At 47.4% G+C, this 14174-nt stretch carries 13 protein-coding genes; 4 read left to right on the top strand and 9 right to left on the bottom strand.

What is annotated here, in order from left to right; genetic code table 11:
• Nucleotides 1-47 precede the first annotated feature (47 nt).
• A complete protein-coding gene (gene nhaA / locus ACG1BZ_RS05950) occupies nt 48-1523 on the bottom strand; it encodes a Na+/H+ antiporter NhaA (RefSeq protein ID WP_413664807.1) in 1476 nt (491 codons plus the stop codon).
• A 126-nt stretch (nt 1524-1649) separates the two neighbouring features.
• On the opposite strand from nhaA, the gene ACG1BZ_RS05945 reads away from it, so the two are divergent.
• Nucleotides 1650-2411, top strand: coding sequence for a TlyA family RNA methyltransferase (locus ACG1BZ_RS05945; protein WP_413664806.1), 762 nt, complete (start codon nt 1650-1652; stop codon nt 2409-2411).
• Nucleotides 2412-2710: 299 nt separating this feature from the next.
• Nucleotides 2711-3214 carry a thermonuclease family protein gene (locus ACG1BZ_RS05940; protein WP_413664805.1) on the top strand — a complete coding sequence of 168 codons (504 nt, stop codon included), beginning with the start codon at nt 2711-2713 and terminating at the stop codon, nt 3212-3214.
• Between the two features lie 375 nt (nt 3215-3589).
• On the opposite strand, the gene ACG1BZ_RS05935 is transcribed toward ACG1BZ_RS05940, so the two are convergent.
• The 6 genes from ACG1BZ_RS05935 to ACG1BZ_RS05910 all read right to left on the bottom strand — a co-directional run bounded on the left by ACG1BZ_RS05935 (nt 3590) and on the right by ACG1BZ_RS05910 (nt 8752).
• Nucleotides 3590-4627 carry an energy transducer TonB gene (locus ACG1BZ_RS05935; protein ID WP_413664804.1) on the bottom strand — a complete coding sequence of 346 codons (1038 nt, stop codon included), beginning with the start codon at nt 4625-4627 and terminating at the stop codon, nt 3590-3592.
• A gap of 421 nt (nt 4628-5048) precedes the next feature.
• On the bottom strand, nt 5049-6236 hold the full coding sequence (locus ACG1BZ_RS05930) for an alpha/beta hydrolase-fold protein (protein ID WP_413664803.1): 1188 nt from the start codon (nt 6234-6236) through the stop codon (nt 5049-5051).
• A gap of 203 nt (nt 6237-6439) precedes the next feature.
• Complete coding sequence (locus tag ACG1BZ_RS05925) at nt 6440-7180, bottom strand: NUDIX domain-containing protein (RefSeq protein ID WP_413664802.1); 741 nt, start codon at nt 7178-7180, stop codon at nt 6440-6442.
• A 120-nt stretch (nt 7181-7300) separates the two neighbouring features.
• Nucleotides 7301-7696, bottom strand: a complete 396-nt coding sequence (locus ACG1BZ_RS05920) for a GNAT family N-acetyltransferase (RefSeq protein WP_413664801.1) — start codon at nt 7694-7696, stop codon at nt 7301-7303.
• An 82-nt stretch (nt 7697-7778) separates the two neighbouring features.
• Nucleotides 7779-8252, bottom strand: a complete 474-nt coding sequence (locus tag ACG1BZ_RS05915) for an OsmC family protein (RefSeq protein WP_413664800.1) — start codon at nt 8250-8252, stop codon at nt 7779-7781.
• Between the two features lie 155 nt (nt 8253-8407).
• On the bottom strand, nt 8408-8752 hold the full coding sequence (locus ACG1BZ_RS05910; RefSeq protein WP_108732232.1) for a 4a-hydroxytetrahydrobiopterin dehydratase: 345 nt from the start codon (nt 8750-8752) through the stop codon (nt 8408-8410).
• A gap of 208 nt (nt 8753-8960) precedes the next feature.
• Here ACG1BZ_RS05910 and ACG1BZ_RS05905 point away from each other — a divergent pair, with 208 nt between their 5' ends.
• Nucleotides 8961-10784 carry a DUF885 domain-containing protein gene (locus ACG1BZ_RS05905; RefSeq protein ID WP_413664799.1) on the top strand — a complete coding sequence of 608 codons (1824 nt, stop codon included), beginning with the start codon at nt 8961-8963 and terminating at the stop codon, nt 10782-10784.
• A 41-nt stretch (nt 10785-10825) separates the two neighbouring features.
• Here ACG1BZ_RS05905 and ACG1BZ_RS05900 read toward each other — a convergent pair whose 3' ends face one another.
• Together ACG1BZ_RS05900 and ACG1BZ_RS05895 are read right to left on the bottom strand one after the other, a co-directional pair.
• Nucleotides 10826-12334 carry a fumarate hydratase gene (locus ACG1BZ_RS05900; RefSeq protein WP_413664798.1) on the bottom strand — a complete coding sequence of 503 codons (1509 nt, stop codon included), beginning with the start codon at nt 12332-12334 and terminating at the stop codon, nt 10826-10828.
• A 152-nt stretch (nt 12335-12486) separates the two neighbouring features.
• Nucleotides 12487-13245: a hypothetical protein gene (locus tag ACG1BZ_RS05895; RefSeq protein ID WP_413664797.1), complete on the bottom strand. Its 759-nt coding sequence runs from the start codon at nt 13243-13245 to the stop codon at nt 12487-12489.
• A 331-nt stretch (nt 13246-13576) separates the two neighbouring features.
• On the opposite strand from ACG1BZ_RS05895, the gene sodB reads away from it, so the two are divergent.
• Complete coding sequence (gene sodB / locus ACG1BZ_RS05890) at nt 13577-14158, top strand: superoxide dismutase [Fe] (protein ID WP_413664796.1); 582 nt, start codon at nt 13577-13579, stop codon at nt 14156-14158.
• Nucleotides 14159-14174 lie beyond the last annotated feature (16 nt).

Here is a 14174-nt window from a genome sequence, read left to right as displayed (position 1 = left end):
GCCCCTCCAGGACCGAGGGGCAGTGACATCAGGAACGCTAAAACAACTTAACCCTGGCGGCTGGGCTGCTGTTCTGCGTCTTCCCCTTCCCCAAGGCTATCGCTGCCACCTTCATCCAGGGGCTCCCCCTCCCCATGAACTTCAAACTCATCGGCCACCGGAGCTTTGCGCAAAACCAGGAACCCCGCCACCCCAGCAATTACTGATGCCAGTAGGATACCCGCTTTAGCTTGGATCAACAGCTCATATTCAGAGCTAAAGGCCAGCTCGGCAATGAAGATCGACATAGTGAAGCCAATCCCGCCAAGGAGTGCAACACCGACAATATGTTGGAAATTGGCGGACTTAGGCAACTTGCCCCAGCCAAGCTTCCAGCCAATCCAGGTGGCGCCAACGATACCCACCAGCTTGCCCACAACCAAGCCGGAAATGACCCCTAGGGTGACAGGGTTTATCACTGCCGAAGAACTGGTAAAACTACTAAAGGGAATACCGGCGTTAGCCAATGCAAAAATAGGGATTATTACGAAACCCACCGGTGTGTGCAGGCGGGTTTCCATGCGCTGTAGCGGCGATTGCGCCAGGTTGACGCCATTTCCCAGCGCCATCACTCGGGCGCGCAACGCATCGTTAGCAATAATCTTATCGCCTGGACGGAAACAGCGGTCAAAGCTGCGAATAATATCCTTTACAAAGGTACTAAAGGCCACCGGGTCATATTTGGGTTTGGCCGGTAGTGCCATTGCCGTAATCACCCCCGCAATAGTCGCATGTACCCCCGCCAGGTAGAACTCATACCAGAGCAGCACACCGACAAATACATAGGCCGGAGAACTGCGAACCCCCGCCGCTTTAAGCAGCCACATAATCACTACCAGGCAACCCGCCGCAATCAGCGCGGTGATATTCACCTGTTCGGTATACCAGATTGCAATCACTAAAATTGCGCCCAAATCATCCACAATGGCTAGTGCAACCAGGAAAGTAACTACCGCACGAGGCACCCGATTCCCCAAGAGGGCAATACAGCCAACAGCAAATGCTATATCCGTGGCCATGGGAATGCCCCAGCCGCGTTCTGCACCACTATCCGCATTAAAAGAAGCGTAAATAAGTGCCGGCACCACCATTCCGCCAATTGCCGCCATCACCGGAAGTACAGCCTGGCGAAGGTCGGACAGCTCTCCCACCATAAATTCGCGCTTTAATTCCAATCCCACCAGAAAGAAAAAGATCGCCATCAAGCCATCGTTGATCCAGTGATGTAAGGAGAGAGAGAATTCCCAGTTTCCCGCGCTGAGGCTGATGGGCATGTGCAACAGGTGCTTGTAAGCCTCCTGCAAAGGAGAGTTGGCAATAACCAACGCCGCCAGAGCTGATAGCATCAACAAAATACCACTGCTACTTTGGCGATGGATAAATTCTTCAAAGGGAGTAACCAGGCGCCCAAAGGCACCCTCAAGTGGCGCCTCAAAGACCTTTCCCTTGCGAATTTTGAACTTATCCAGAACGCTTTTTGCCATCAGCTAACATCCTCCTTACTAAAGATTAGTCCCACAATTTGCGGAGCCGCACTTCTACCTGCTGGAGCCAGAGGTTAGCATGGGCCCTGTATTCTCAATTATGTAAACAGGATTGCACCGCGAAACATGACCCGATTGGATCAACTGCTTGTACAGAGAGAGCTGGCAAACTCCCGCACCCATGCAAAGAAACTGATTGATGCCGGAAGGGTCATGGTATCCGATGGCGGTACCCTCCAGCCCGCGCGCAAGGCCGGGCAGAACATTCCAGAAGATTGCGCCCTTGAAGTCACCCCCCTACCGGAAGACCAGTATGTTTCCCGAGCGGGCGTGAAATTGGCCGCCATCCTCGACCAGACAGGACTAAACCCCTCTGGGTGGCACGCACTGGATGTTGGCTGCTCTACTGGCGGTTTTAGCGACTGCCTACTTCAACGGGGAGCAGCATCAGTCGTCGGTGTTGATGTTGGGCGAGATCAGTTGGCGCAGAAGTTACTGGATGACCCCCGTATGTACCTATTTGAAGGGGTAAATGCACGCCACCTGGAAGCCTCCCAAATCGCCCCCCACGGAGACACAGGTTTTGATGCCATCGTTATGGATGTCTCTTTTATTTCCCAAGCACTCATTCTGCCGCAGTTACCCGCCTTGCTTAAATCTTCGGGGCAACTCTTAAGTCTGGTTAAACCGCAATTTGAAGTGGGCCCGGAGGGGATCGGCAAGGGTGGTCTGGTGCGTGATGCCAAATACTACCCGGAGGTGCGCGAGCGCATTACTGCCTTATGTGAAGACTTGGGACTTGAAGTGAAAGAGTATATTGACAGTCCAATAAAAGGCGGCGATGGCAACCGGGAGTTTTTACTCTGGGCAAGTCCACGCCAAGCTTAAAGTATCTTTGAATAAATCAACTCTATTTCCATCTCCGATAGCTCTTGAAGATAAGAGCTATCGGTCCGCGCAAAATAAAAATTAACTCCACCGTCTTAACGCTTACCACCCTCTCATATACCTTGGCCATAGATTTCAGTACATCTTTTACAACATGGTTAAAAGCTACTCCCTCCTATTAAAAATGTGACCTTACCATACATTTAATAAAAATCCATTTTTTATATCACTATTTATACATAGCAACGTAACAACCCCTACCTATGCTGCGCCATGTAACTTTATCTAGGATAATCATAATGAAAAGACTACTTATCATGGCGGCCCTATCTACTTCGACACAGGCAGCGCCGTTAACAAACTATCAAGTTATTGATGGCGATACAGTTCACGGTTACGTCGACAGTGAGTACGTAAAGATCCGTTTAAACTGCATTGATGCCCCTGAAACCAATCCCAACACCCAATCTTACGGATCCGAAGCCACTCAAACTCTCAGCTACTTATTGTCATTTGGTTCAGTTGATTTCGAATCTACCGGAAAAGATGTCTATGGCCGGGAGACCGGGTACTTATATGTGAATGGTTACAATATCAATCAGGAAATGGTGATACGTGGGGCTGCCTGGAATTATGAATACTACTGCGGCAGCGAATTTGAACTAGAGCAGGAATTCGCCTACTACTACGGCCTTGGGTTATGGTCGGATGCTGATGCTATAGACCCCTACTGTTTTCGCAAGAACTTGGACTTTGATTACTGCTACTACAACCCAGAGAACAACTTAATTTTAGATAACTAGATCAAACGCAATAAAAATCAGAAAAATACTGCGTCAAATAACTTGGCGATCTGACTTTAGGAAAACAGTAGAATTTCAGATCACCAAGTTGAGTATAACCATTGAAAACAATAGCTACTTAACTTCTAAAGTAGCGATTCTAATTTGGATTAGTTCATATTTGATCTGACAGTTACTGGTTTTTCTGGAGGTACTCTGTCAGGTCAAGTCTGAATTACTACAATTTGCCAGAAATTTATTAGAGTAATCATTTGACAAACTATTACTATCTGGACCCCCGACAAAGCAGGGACCCTCTTGAATTAAGCCTCTATTTTACAGCGATATACAGCCAACAAAAATAGATACCCAAAGCAATCAAATTGCCCCGCCCTATTAACCTCTAAGCTCGACAATTTCAACTTTAGTGCCTTCCTCACCATAAACATACACGGTACATGCCCCCCAACTTTCCGGTACTTCCCAAGTATTATCCAGCAAAAACTCAAAGACCTGCCTATTCCTATCGCACCTTAATTCAAACTTATCAACACTACCAACTATATTTTGATAATAGAACTTTCTTCTATTGAGCTTATACGGCCAGTTTTCATGCTCGCCAATGGCACCACTAACAGCAATAGGACTATCACTAGCAAGAAAAATTTTGATCTTTTCTTCAATACTGCTTAACTCTAAGATCTTATCCTCATACTTGCCATCCGAAAATTCTTTCATCTTGGAAAAGGTATCCAAGGCATCCGCATAGTAAGCACGCTCAACTTGCGATAGAAATAAAATTTCCAGTGCAGTCATATAAAAATTATCAGGAAGATAAACGCCGTCATAAGCTATCGACTTTAACAGGTTCCCATAAGCTGCCTCTTTGTTCCCCTGTGCCAAATTGTATTGTGCCTTTAACCACCAAAACCAGGAATCCTCATAGTGATTCCATTTCTCACGCTTTCCCAGCTTTTTAATTTTCACTTCGGCCTCATCGAGACTACCATTCTTAATGAGAGAGGCCGCTTCCTTATACCTTAAAACAAAAGAACGCCTTGCCCCAGAGGGTGTCCTTTTCATATTAAAACTAAACTTGCTCCGAGTATAAATTTGCTCTACCGGATTCCCATTTAATGTCGCCGGCTCCCAAGTCCATGTTTTAATATTACTTAACGCACTCCTCTCAAATTGTTTATTGCCGCTAGAATCGACAACTATCGCATCAACTGCAACACCCTCAACCGAAACAACATAACTCAAAACAACCCACCCCTCTCTTTGGGAGCGAGCTTCTGAGGGCGGATACTTAAGCGGGGAACGCTCAATTAATTTTGCGCTAGTAAAAATATCTCCAACCGCCTCATCTTTACTTTCTCCAGAAAATACCCAACCAGAAAAAAGTAAAAAAAACGGGAGAACTATCCTTCTCATTAAACAACCTTACCATAATAAATTGCCCTAAAACTTAAATAGTCAGCTCAAGCTTTAGGGGTACCTAGCCACAATCGACTATAACTTCCTTATGGGCACAAATAGAAAATATTATTTTGCCGATATAATCAAACCTGATTATCACAAGTACACTCACAGGTTATACTGAAATAATATCAAATAGATAAGACTACTTCCAGCTAACACAGAGCTCATATTGAAAGCTCAAATTACAGATCAGTGCACGACTTTATGAGGACTCAGCTAAAACATTTCTCTTTGAGCGTCAACTGTCTAACCCTCACTCTCAAAAGAGTTTCCAGCCTGCTTGTGCAGCAATCAATCGAGCCACTATCAGCGAGTCTTTTTCACCACCTACCCAAGGGCAGCACACGACTATAAGGAGCTAGACTTAAAAAAACTAATATATCAATAAATCAGACATTCTACTTTTAGCATTTTCATTATCAGGATTTATTAACAATGATTTTCTATAACAATCTATAGCAAGCTCTTTCTCCCCCTTTACCATATAAGCTTCAGCCAAACTATCCCAGGTTTTATATGAACCTGGATAAAACTGTGTATTCAATTCGAAAAATTCTATTGCCTTATCAACATCTATGCCAAACTGATCATTATAGAGACGATCATAGCCAAAGAAACTAATAACATCTTCCCTCAACATAAACGTCCCTCCGAGCTTTCTTGAGAACTGTTCGAAGTGATTTTTAACATTCACTGCGGTGCGAAATCTAGCTTGATCATCGATCATATAACCATCAAAAATTGATCGAAGCCCTCTATAAAAGCTAATAACGGGCATGGTATGATGATTTTCTTCTGCCCCATATGTTACTGAATCTACGTACAGCCCTTTCTTGGGCTTCTCATTTAGCAGCCTAATAAATTCTGCAACATAGTTTTCATCAGGATATACACCTTCTATTCTCTCTGAAGTAGCGATAAACAGCCTGCGCTTTTCAGTTGATTTACCTTGTAGGAATTCAGAATACCGCTTTAACATAACCTGCTCATCCCACCACATACTTGGATCAATAGCGATATACGCATTAAAGTCTTCAGGCGCCGAATATAAGCTATGGATAACAGGTAGACCTGTAAATGAGTAACCTGCAAGAATTTGATACCCGGATGTCGGATATTCTGCGTTTATCTCTGGGATAAGCTCCTCTCTTAAGAACTCAAGGAATTGATCAGCGCCCCCTGTATTGGAAAGCGCCTGATTTTTACGCCCGCCATATTCAATTAGCGATCTAGTAGGTGAGCTATCTCTAACACGTTCTTGGCTTACGATACCTACGACAATCATTTCAGGAATTACTGGGGTGGCATCAGAGCTCAGCTGCCGAACCATACCTGTGAAGACATGAAAGAAGCTATTAAAATCTGCATCAAGTAAATAGAGAACCGGGTAATCTTTATATCCACCTTCTTTAAAGGATGTGGGAAGAGAAATCCAGTACTCCCTTTTCTCTTCAAGAGTTTGCGAGGCAATAACCTTGCGCTCACCAATAGTTAACTCTTTGGATTGAGCAGTTAAACTCCAAACTGCAGTAATTAAAATAGCTATAAGTTTGCTTTTCATAGGAACACTCCATCTTTCCACCAGCTAACCATTTAACCCACTAATAATTTAATAATCAGAAGAGGAAGAAATCATACGCCGCGTTCTGGACTCAATGAGAATGAAGAATTCACAATGTGTTTAGAATGCAGTCTAGTCTTTCCCTCTGCCCCCAAAGTAAGTGGTTAAACAGCAATATATACTCAACTAATCATTTGGCCCCTTCAGGCATTAGTCCAAAATATTTCCTGCTTTGCGAAAGGATCCTTGTAAGAGTCCTGGCTGACAGGAGTTAAACCAAGCCTCTGCAAGGACATTTCAGCAACATGTCTATTAAATGCTGAGATATGCCCTCCATTTAAGTAGTGGTCAATATCCACCCAGGAAGCATGCTTAATTTCTTCCGTATCTGTTATTGAAATATCCCGATTTAAGGCACTCAATTCACATACGAAGTAGATATCCGTGTAGCCTAAATTTGTAGGAAATCGGGTGGCAAATCCGAGTACTGAGGAAAACTCGCAGGACACACCGGTCTCCTCATAAACCTCACGAATCACCGCATCGGCTATCTTTTCACCCAGGTCAACGGTTCCTCCAGGCAGCTTCGGGCTCGATGCTGCACTGTGGCCCTGGACACAGAGCAGTTGCCCATCAAGAAGTACGAATCCCCCAACTCCCACCGTATGGGTTGGGTAGAAGGGAACATATGCATCTTCCTGAAGCTTAAGAACCAGCCTTGTAGCAGAATCCCGACAGCTATGAAATGTAAAACCATGCTTTAGGCATATCGGGATAAACCGGGTAAGTGCATCTCGGAGATCTATCCATATCAACTTTCGTCTGTTAACTCTGGATACTTCTATAATGGCTACCAGTTCAACCAAGAACTGATTTTCCGTACCAGAAAAATTCTCGAGATCCAAAGTAACGCAATTAAAGGAATCAACTGTATGATGAAACACAAGCAACCTATTCAACACCTAAATGATTTCAATACCATAAACGATATAGCCAACACTGAATCAATCATTCGTTCATTGATGTAAAGCCAACTTCGAATCCAAAATAATAGCTCTGTGCCATTATTTGATAAGATACATCCCTTCAGTATCTGGACGGCTCAATTCAAATCCAAATTTTCTATAAAGCTCGGGAACATCTGCCATCAACGTAATATATGCTGAAGGAAGGGCTTCTCGATCCAGGTAAGCCATAATGTGCTCCATGATCTGACGCCCCAGGCCAACACCTTGGAATTTGGGATCGACAGCAACATCCACTATCTCAAAATTAAGTGCGCCATCCCCCACTACCCGCCCCATAGCGACAGTTTCAGATTGTCTTTTTATATGGATACCATACAAACTATTTGGAAGGCCTTTTTCCGCTGCTTCACGGCTTCTGGGGGTTAAGCCTGTTATCTCTCGCAGTTTGAGGAAATCCTCGGTAGAAGCTACTTTCTCAATAATTGTGTACATACATCGCCGAAAAAAATAAACAAATTAATAGTGCCGCTAAGCCTACCTAGTACCCAGCGACAACCAAACCGCTATAGGCTCCTTAAATTGGAACTTCCTGGATCTCTGTCACCACTTCAGCTTTCACGGAGTTCGCAATAAAACACTGTTTGTGGGAAAGATGATGTATTTTTTCTAACTGCTCGCGACTGGGTTGTTTTTCACCGGAGAAGCGCACTGAAGGACGCAGGGTAACTTTAGTCATAGCAATTCGACCATCCTTATCAGCCCCCATAATTCCTATAGCTTCATCGCAATATTCATCAACCACAAACCCTCGCTTGGCTGCAATCGATAGAAAAAACAACATATGGCAGCTGGAAAGAGCCGCTACAAAAGCTTCTTCTGGATCAACGTTTTCAACTACTGAATAGGGAATGGGTACAACATGGGGGGAAGAGGAGGCTGGGATAGATGCCCCACCATCAAATTGCCAGGTGTGGGCGCGACTGTATTGATTATCGGTGAAAATCTGCTCGTCGCGTTTCCAGGTCACCGTTGAAGTATACTCTGACAAGACTTATCTCCCTTTAGACGACACCCCTAGCCTTGGGGGAAAAGGGGCTAAATTGGGATGCTCACCAGCCCTAAGATTACCAAGAACCGGTGAGTGCTATTTCAAATGGTCCATCGCCTCCCAAAGCCGGATATAGGCGCCACAAGAAATACTAGTTAAGCGGCATCCACCTGCTCATCGGTGCGAGCAGCCATGATAAAGTCATTTTTGTGCAGGCCCTTAGCCTCGTGACTCCACCAGGTAACCGTAACCTTACCCCATTCAGTCAGCAGTGCGGGGTGATGCCCCACCTCTTCAGCAATCGCGCCGACACGGTTGGTAAACGCCAGAGCCTGCTTGAAGTTACGAAACTTAAACACGCGTTCCAGCTGCATAATTCCGTCACGGGTCATCGGCGTCCAGTCGGGAATCTGCCGTAGCAGTCCTGGCAGTTCGTCATCACTCACCAGCGGCGCATCGGCACGACAGGCTTCACATTGTTGTTGAGCTAGTTCGGTCATGAATCGGTCCTCAAAACCTTGTTTATTATCGGCTCAATTGGGCCGGCCTCACTCTACCCGCCCCCCCTTAACGAAACAAGTACAGGGCTCAAAAACGCATTTTATCCGGTTTTACCATCACAAAATGGAACCGCATGCTAAAAATATTGGACGATCTATGGCCACCGCAGCCTTGGGTCGACATCGGCAGATTAACGTGAGGATTGTCATGAAAGCACACCTCAGCCTATTACTACTTCTAGTATCTCTAGGAGCCTGTGAGCGCCAGCAAGTGGATAGAGAGCGCCTTCCTCCACCTGAGAAGGTTATCCTGGAGGAAATGCGCTCCGAGACAAACCTGGCATTCGAGCAGCTCTGTCAGCAATTTATACACGGCCTATGGAATCTATTCCCATCCTGGGCGCTCAGTGAAGGCTACTATGAAGTAGCCAAAGAGCTTCAGGTGCCCGATAAGAGTTATCGTGAATTTGTATTGGACTTTGCTCAAATCTATGAACGCAAATTTGCAGCCTTGGATAAAAGCCAGCTCAATATCAATTCACGCAGTAATCTCGCTCTTATAGAAAATTTTCTGCATCGACTGCAATGGCAATATACCCGCTTTAAGTCATACCAATGGGACCCATCCATATATAATGTTTCCCATTCTTTTGCCCTGATCCTAAACACCGACTATGCGCCACTTCTAAAGCGCCTACATACCGTTAGCACTCGTATGCTGCAAGTGCCCGAGTACTATCAGGCCGCTAAGGCCGCTATCTATCGTCCGGCAGCGCCACAGCTTGAATTAGCAATTCAACAGAGTACAGGCTCATTGGAAGTCTTTGGTGAAGAGCTGGAAAAAACGGTTAAAGAAAGTCAGATGCCTGCGGACGCAAAGGAGATTTTCCTGCGGCGAATGCACGATTCTCGCTTAGCGATTCAAAGCTATATCCACTTCCTACAAAACCTGCAAAAGAAATTGACTAAATCCGGAAAATTCCGTGATTTTCGTATCGGTGAAAAACTCTACGAAGAAAAATTCCAGTTTGATATCAATATTGGAATGAGCGCTGCTGAACTATACCAGCGCGCCATCATAGAGAAGCAGCTAACCCACGATAAAATGACCAAGCTTGCCGATCAACTCTGGCCAAAATACTTTCCTTCTGACTCCCCACCCAACGAGCCACTGGTAAAAATTGAAAAGCTGCTGAACAAGCTTTCCCAATATCATGCCACCAAAGAAACTTTCAAGGAAAAAGTAGAGCAACAGATCCCGGAGCTGGCAAAGTTCGTGACCGAAAAAAACCTGTTAAGCCTGGACAAGGAAAAGCCACTGGTAGTTCGAACAACTCCAGCCTACATGCAAGGCTTTGCTGTAGCTTCCATTAATGCGCCTGGCCCCTACCATAAAAATGCAAATACCTATTACAACGTGATGCCCATAGAGACCTACTCCGATCAACGGGCGGAGAGCTTACTGCGAGAATACAACGACTATATCCTGCAGATACTCAATATCCATGAAGCGATCCCCGGGCACTACACTCAACTGGTTTACGCCAACCAGTCCCCCAGTATCCTGAAAACTATTCTCGGCAATACTGCCATGATCGAAGGCTGGGCCGTCTATGCGGAACGCATGATGCTGGATGCGGGTTACGGTGATTTTTCCCCCGAGCTGTGGCTGATGTACTACAAGTGGAACTTGCGCACTATCACTAATACCATCTTGGATTATGAGGTACAGGTAAAGGGTATCAGCCAAGCAGAGGCGATGAAGTTAATGGTCAGGGATGCCTTTCAACAACAGGCTGAAGCAGAGGGTAAATGGCGCAGGGCGACCTTAAGCCAAGTGCAGCTCACCAGCTATTTTGCTGGTTTTACAGATATTTTGGCCCTGCGCGAGGAAATCAAAAAGAAAATGGGCAACAACTTTAGCCTCAAGGGATTCCATGAGATGTTCCTGAGCTATGGCAGTGCACCTATACCAATTATTCGCGAACTGATGCTGGCGGACTTAGCTGAGCAAGGCAATAAATTCCAATAAAAAAGGCCCCTGTTGGGGCCTTTCTTTAAATGGCGGAAGCGTTACACCTCACCTTCGGCAATCTTGGCTTTCCAGATCAGCGGGCCAGTAGTGTGTACTGACTCACCCTGACTGTCGACAGCCACAGTTACCGGCATATCTTCTACTTCGAACTCGTAAATCGCTTCCATTCCCAGCTCGGGGAAGGCGATTACTTCGGAGCCTTTAATCGCCTGGGCAACCAGATAAGCAGCGCCACCGACAGCCATCAGGTATACCGCTTTATTATCGCGGATCGCCTCAATTGCCATGGGGCCGCGCTCCGCCTTACCGATCATCCCCGCCAAGCCGGTTTCTTCCAGCATAGTGCGAGTGAATTTATCCATACGGGTAGCAGTGGTTGGGCCAGCGGGACCAACAACCTCATCGCGCACCGGATCTACCGGGCCTACGTAGTAGATAAAGCGGCCGGTGAGATCCACAGGCAACTTCTCGCCTTTGGCGAGGATATCTACCATTTTCTTGTGCGCCGCATCGCGACCAGTCAGCATCTTGCCGTTCAGCAGCAGGGTCTCACCCGGCTGCCAGCTTTGGATATCTTCTGCAGTAATGGTATTCAGGTTTACCCGACGGGTATTGCTGCCCGCTTCGCGGGTAATTTCCGGCCAGTCTTCCAACTTAGGCGGAGTCTGGCGAGCGGGCCCGGAGCCATCCAGGGTAAAGTGGGTGTGACGGGTAGCCGCGCAGTTGGGGATGATCGCCACAGCCTTGTTGGCAGCGTGGGTAGGATAATCCTTGATCTTCACATCCAACACAGTGGTCAGTCCGCCCAGGCCCTGGGCGCCGATGCCCAGTTTGTTGACGGAATCATAGAGTTCCAGACGCAGCTCTTCAGCACGGTTAGAGGCTCCGCGCTCTTGCAGTTCCTGAATGTCGATGGGGTCTAGCAGGGATTCTTTGGCCAACAGCATCGCTTTCTCAGCGGTACCGCCAATACCAATACCCAGCATGCCGGGCGGACACCAGCCGGCACCCATCTGTGGAACCATCTTCAGCACCCAGTCAACCACCGAGTCTGATGGATTCAGCATGGCAAACTTGGTTTTGGCTTCACTGCCGCCGCCCTTAGCTGCCACATAAACTTCTACGGTATCACCGGGAACGATTTCATAGTGAATCACCGCCGGAGTATTGTCTCCGGTATTCTTACGAGCACCATCTGGATCTTCCAGAATAGAGGCACGCAGCACGTTGCTGGCATTTTGATAGGCCCGGCGCACACCTTCGTTAACCATATCGGTAACGCTCATGTCCGCTTCCCAACGCACATTCATGCCCACTTTCAACTTCACGGTGACAATGCCGGTATCCTGACAGATTGGGCGGTGGCCCTCGGCACACATGCGTGAGTTGATCAGGATCTGGGCCATGGCGTCCTTGGCCGCCGGGTTGACCTCTTTCTCATAAGCCTTGTTCAGGGCCTGAATGAAGTCCTGTGGGTGGTAGTAAGAAATAAATTGCAGCGCATCGGCCACGCTGCCGATCAGATCATCCTGGCGGATAGTGGTCATTGCCAACTCCGATTAACGTCTCGAGGCCGGCGATTCTACACGAAATGTAGGGTTATTGACCCAGATATTCCCAGAAATCCCATTCACCTAAAGGGAAAACGGAATAAAAAAAGGCGGACACCAGGTCCGCCTTTTTTAACTCAACCGGAAAACTACATGGATGAAGCTGTGGAATCACCGCTGGACTGCAGGGAGCGAATCGCATCGCGAAGCTGCACCAAATCCTTATTCACCGAACGGCGGTAAGCATCGATAGACTCTACAGCCTCTTCATTCGCACCGACACGCATAGTCAGGTCACTGCGCACTGAAGCCAGCTGGCGCTCCAGACGTGCAAGCTTGTCGGTCATCTCACGCTGGGAATCTGTATTGCCCTTGCGCAACTCTGCCAGCGAAGCCTCTACAGCGGCGATTTTCTTCACGCTGGACTCGAGGCCGCTGAGCTTTGTGCTAAGAGCGGCGACTTGCTTTTTGTTAGCCGCAACTGCTGTTTTGTTGGCGGAGATACTCTTGCGGTTGGTGTCATAAGCAACACCCCACAATTTGCGGATCTCCGAGGAGTTTTCCTTCGCTTTTGCATTCAGAACTTCAACCGATGCCGTAGATTCCTCATCGGAGAGGCTAAAGCGCTTCTCCAGTTCAGCAATACGGTTTTCCGCATCGGCAATACGAGTCTCTGCATCATTCAACAAGGTCCGGCTGTCCTGCCATTGCTGGTACAGGAAACCCGAGGCACCCAGCCCACCCATCGCCATAATCAGGGCACATAGACCCAAGAAAGAGAAACCACCCCGGCGCTCCTCCACGATCACCTGGGGCTCCGGTGAATCACTCCTTTCTTCGCTGGTAGTGAGATCCAGTGATGGCTCAAGAGCGGCGCTGCCGCCCAATGTGGGCTCTTTGCGTTGCATGGTTCGATACACCCGATAACTGTGCTGATGAGTCCGGTACCCGCCAGTTCTATGCTGCTCTTTCCGGTACCGTATTTTCAGAAATATATGACAATAGAATCCATTCAGATTCGTCGAATTCTGCGGCAGTTATACCAAAAATTGACGAAAAAGTAAGCGGTCGTCAGTAATAATAGACGACAGTCGAATAGAGCTGACAGCAAAAGCTCCCCCCCTTGTGTTTGAGGAAATCGTCCCAAACTCCCCTAATCCACCGCGCCGGCTTAATTCTGAGGTGCGGCGCGTGTAGAATGCCCTCACCAATAACCCCAAAACAAAGGAAGGAAAACCCATGGCTTTCGAATTGCCTGAACTCCCCTACGCTAAGAATGCCCTGGCACCACATATCTCCGAAGAGACTTTGGAGTACCACTACGGCAAACATCATAAAACCTACGTAGACAAGCTGAACGGCCTCCTGGAAGGCACTGCTGATGCTGACAAGTCCCTGGAAGAAGTCATCAAGTCCTCTTCCGGTGGTGTATTCAACAACGCAGCCCAGGTTTGGAACCACACTTTCTACTGGAACTGCCTGAGCCCCAATGGTGGCGGTGAAGCCACTGGCGCGATTGCCGAGGCTATCAACGCAGCCTTCGGTAGCTTCGACCAGTTCAAAGAAGCATTTACCACCAGTGCTGTAAACAATTTCGGCTCCGGCTGGACTTGGCTGGTAAAAAATGCTGACGGCTCAGTCGCTATTGTAAATACTTCCAACGCAGCAACCCCGCTGACTGAAGAAGGCGTTACTCCCCTGCTGACCTGCGATGTTTGGGAGCACGCTTACTACATCGACTACCGCAACCTGCGCCCGAAGTACATGGAAGCTTTCTGGGCCCTGGTGAACTGGGAGTTTGTAAACCAGAACTTCGCTTAATCCCGAAGTCACCAGA

It is taken from the genome of Microbulbifer sp. CNSA002 (genome assembly GCF_047324085.1).
Classification (GTDB): Bacteria; Pseudomonadota; Gammaproteobacteria; order Pseudomonadales; family Cellvibrionaceae; genus Microbulbifer.
Note: the sequence above shows the minus strand (reverse complement) of the source record. Positions and strands in the feature narration are given on the sequence as shown.

Coding starts and splice junctions, on each gene's coding strand:
- ACG1BZ_RS05910 (WP_108732232.1), bottom strand. CDS start 8,752: ATGACCGAACTAGCTCAACAACAATGTGAAGCCTGTCGTGCCGATGCG.
- ACG1BZ_RS05905 (WP_413664799.1), top strand. CDS start 8,961: ATGAAAGCACACCTCAGCCTATTACTACTTCTAGTATCTCTAGGAGCC.
- ACG1BZ_RS05895 (WP_413664797.1), bottom strand. CDS start 13,245: ATGCAACGCAAAGAGCCCACATTGGGCGGCAGCGCCGCTCTTGAGCCA.
- ACG1BZ_RS05940 (WP_413664805.1), top strand. CDS start 2,711: ATGAAAAGACTACTTATCATGGCGGCCCTATCTACTTCGACACAGGCA.
- ACG1BZ_RS05900 (WP_413664798.1), bottom strand. CDS start 12,334: ATGACCACTATCCGCCAGGATGATCTGATCGGCAGCGTGGCCGATGCG.
- nhaA (WP_413664807.1), bottom strand. CDS start 1,523: ATGGCAAAAAGCGTTCTGGATAAGTTCAAAATTCGCAAGGGAAAGGTC.
- ACG1BZ_RS05930 (WP_413664803.1), bottom strand. CDS start 6,236: ATGAAAAGCAAACTTATAGCTATTTTAATTACTGCAGTTTGGAGTTTA.
- sodB (WP_413664796.1), top strand. CDS start 13,577: ATGGCTTTCGAATTGCCTGAACTCCCCTACGCTAAGAATGCCCTGGCA.
- ACG1BZ_RS05935 (WP_413664804.1), bottom strand. CDS start 4,627: ATGAGAAGGATAGTTCTCCCGTTTTTTTTACTTTTTTCTGGTTGGGTA.
- ACG1BZ_RS05920 (WP_413664801.1), bottom strand. CDS start 7,696: ATGTACACAATTATTGAGAAAGTAGCTTCTACCGAGGATTTCCTCAAA.
- ACG1BZ_RS05945 (WP_413664806.1), top strand. CDS start 1,650: ATGACCCGATTGGATCAACTGCTTGTACAGAGAGAGCTGGCAAACTCC.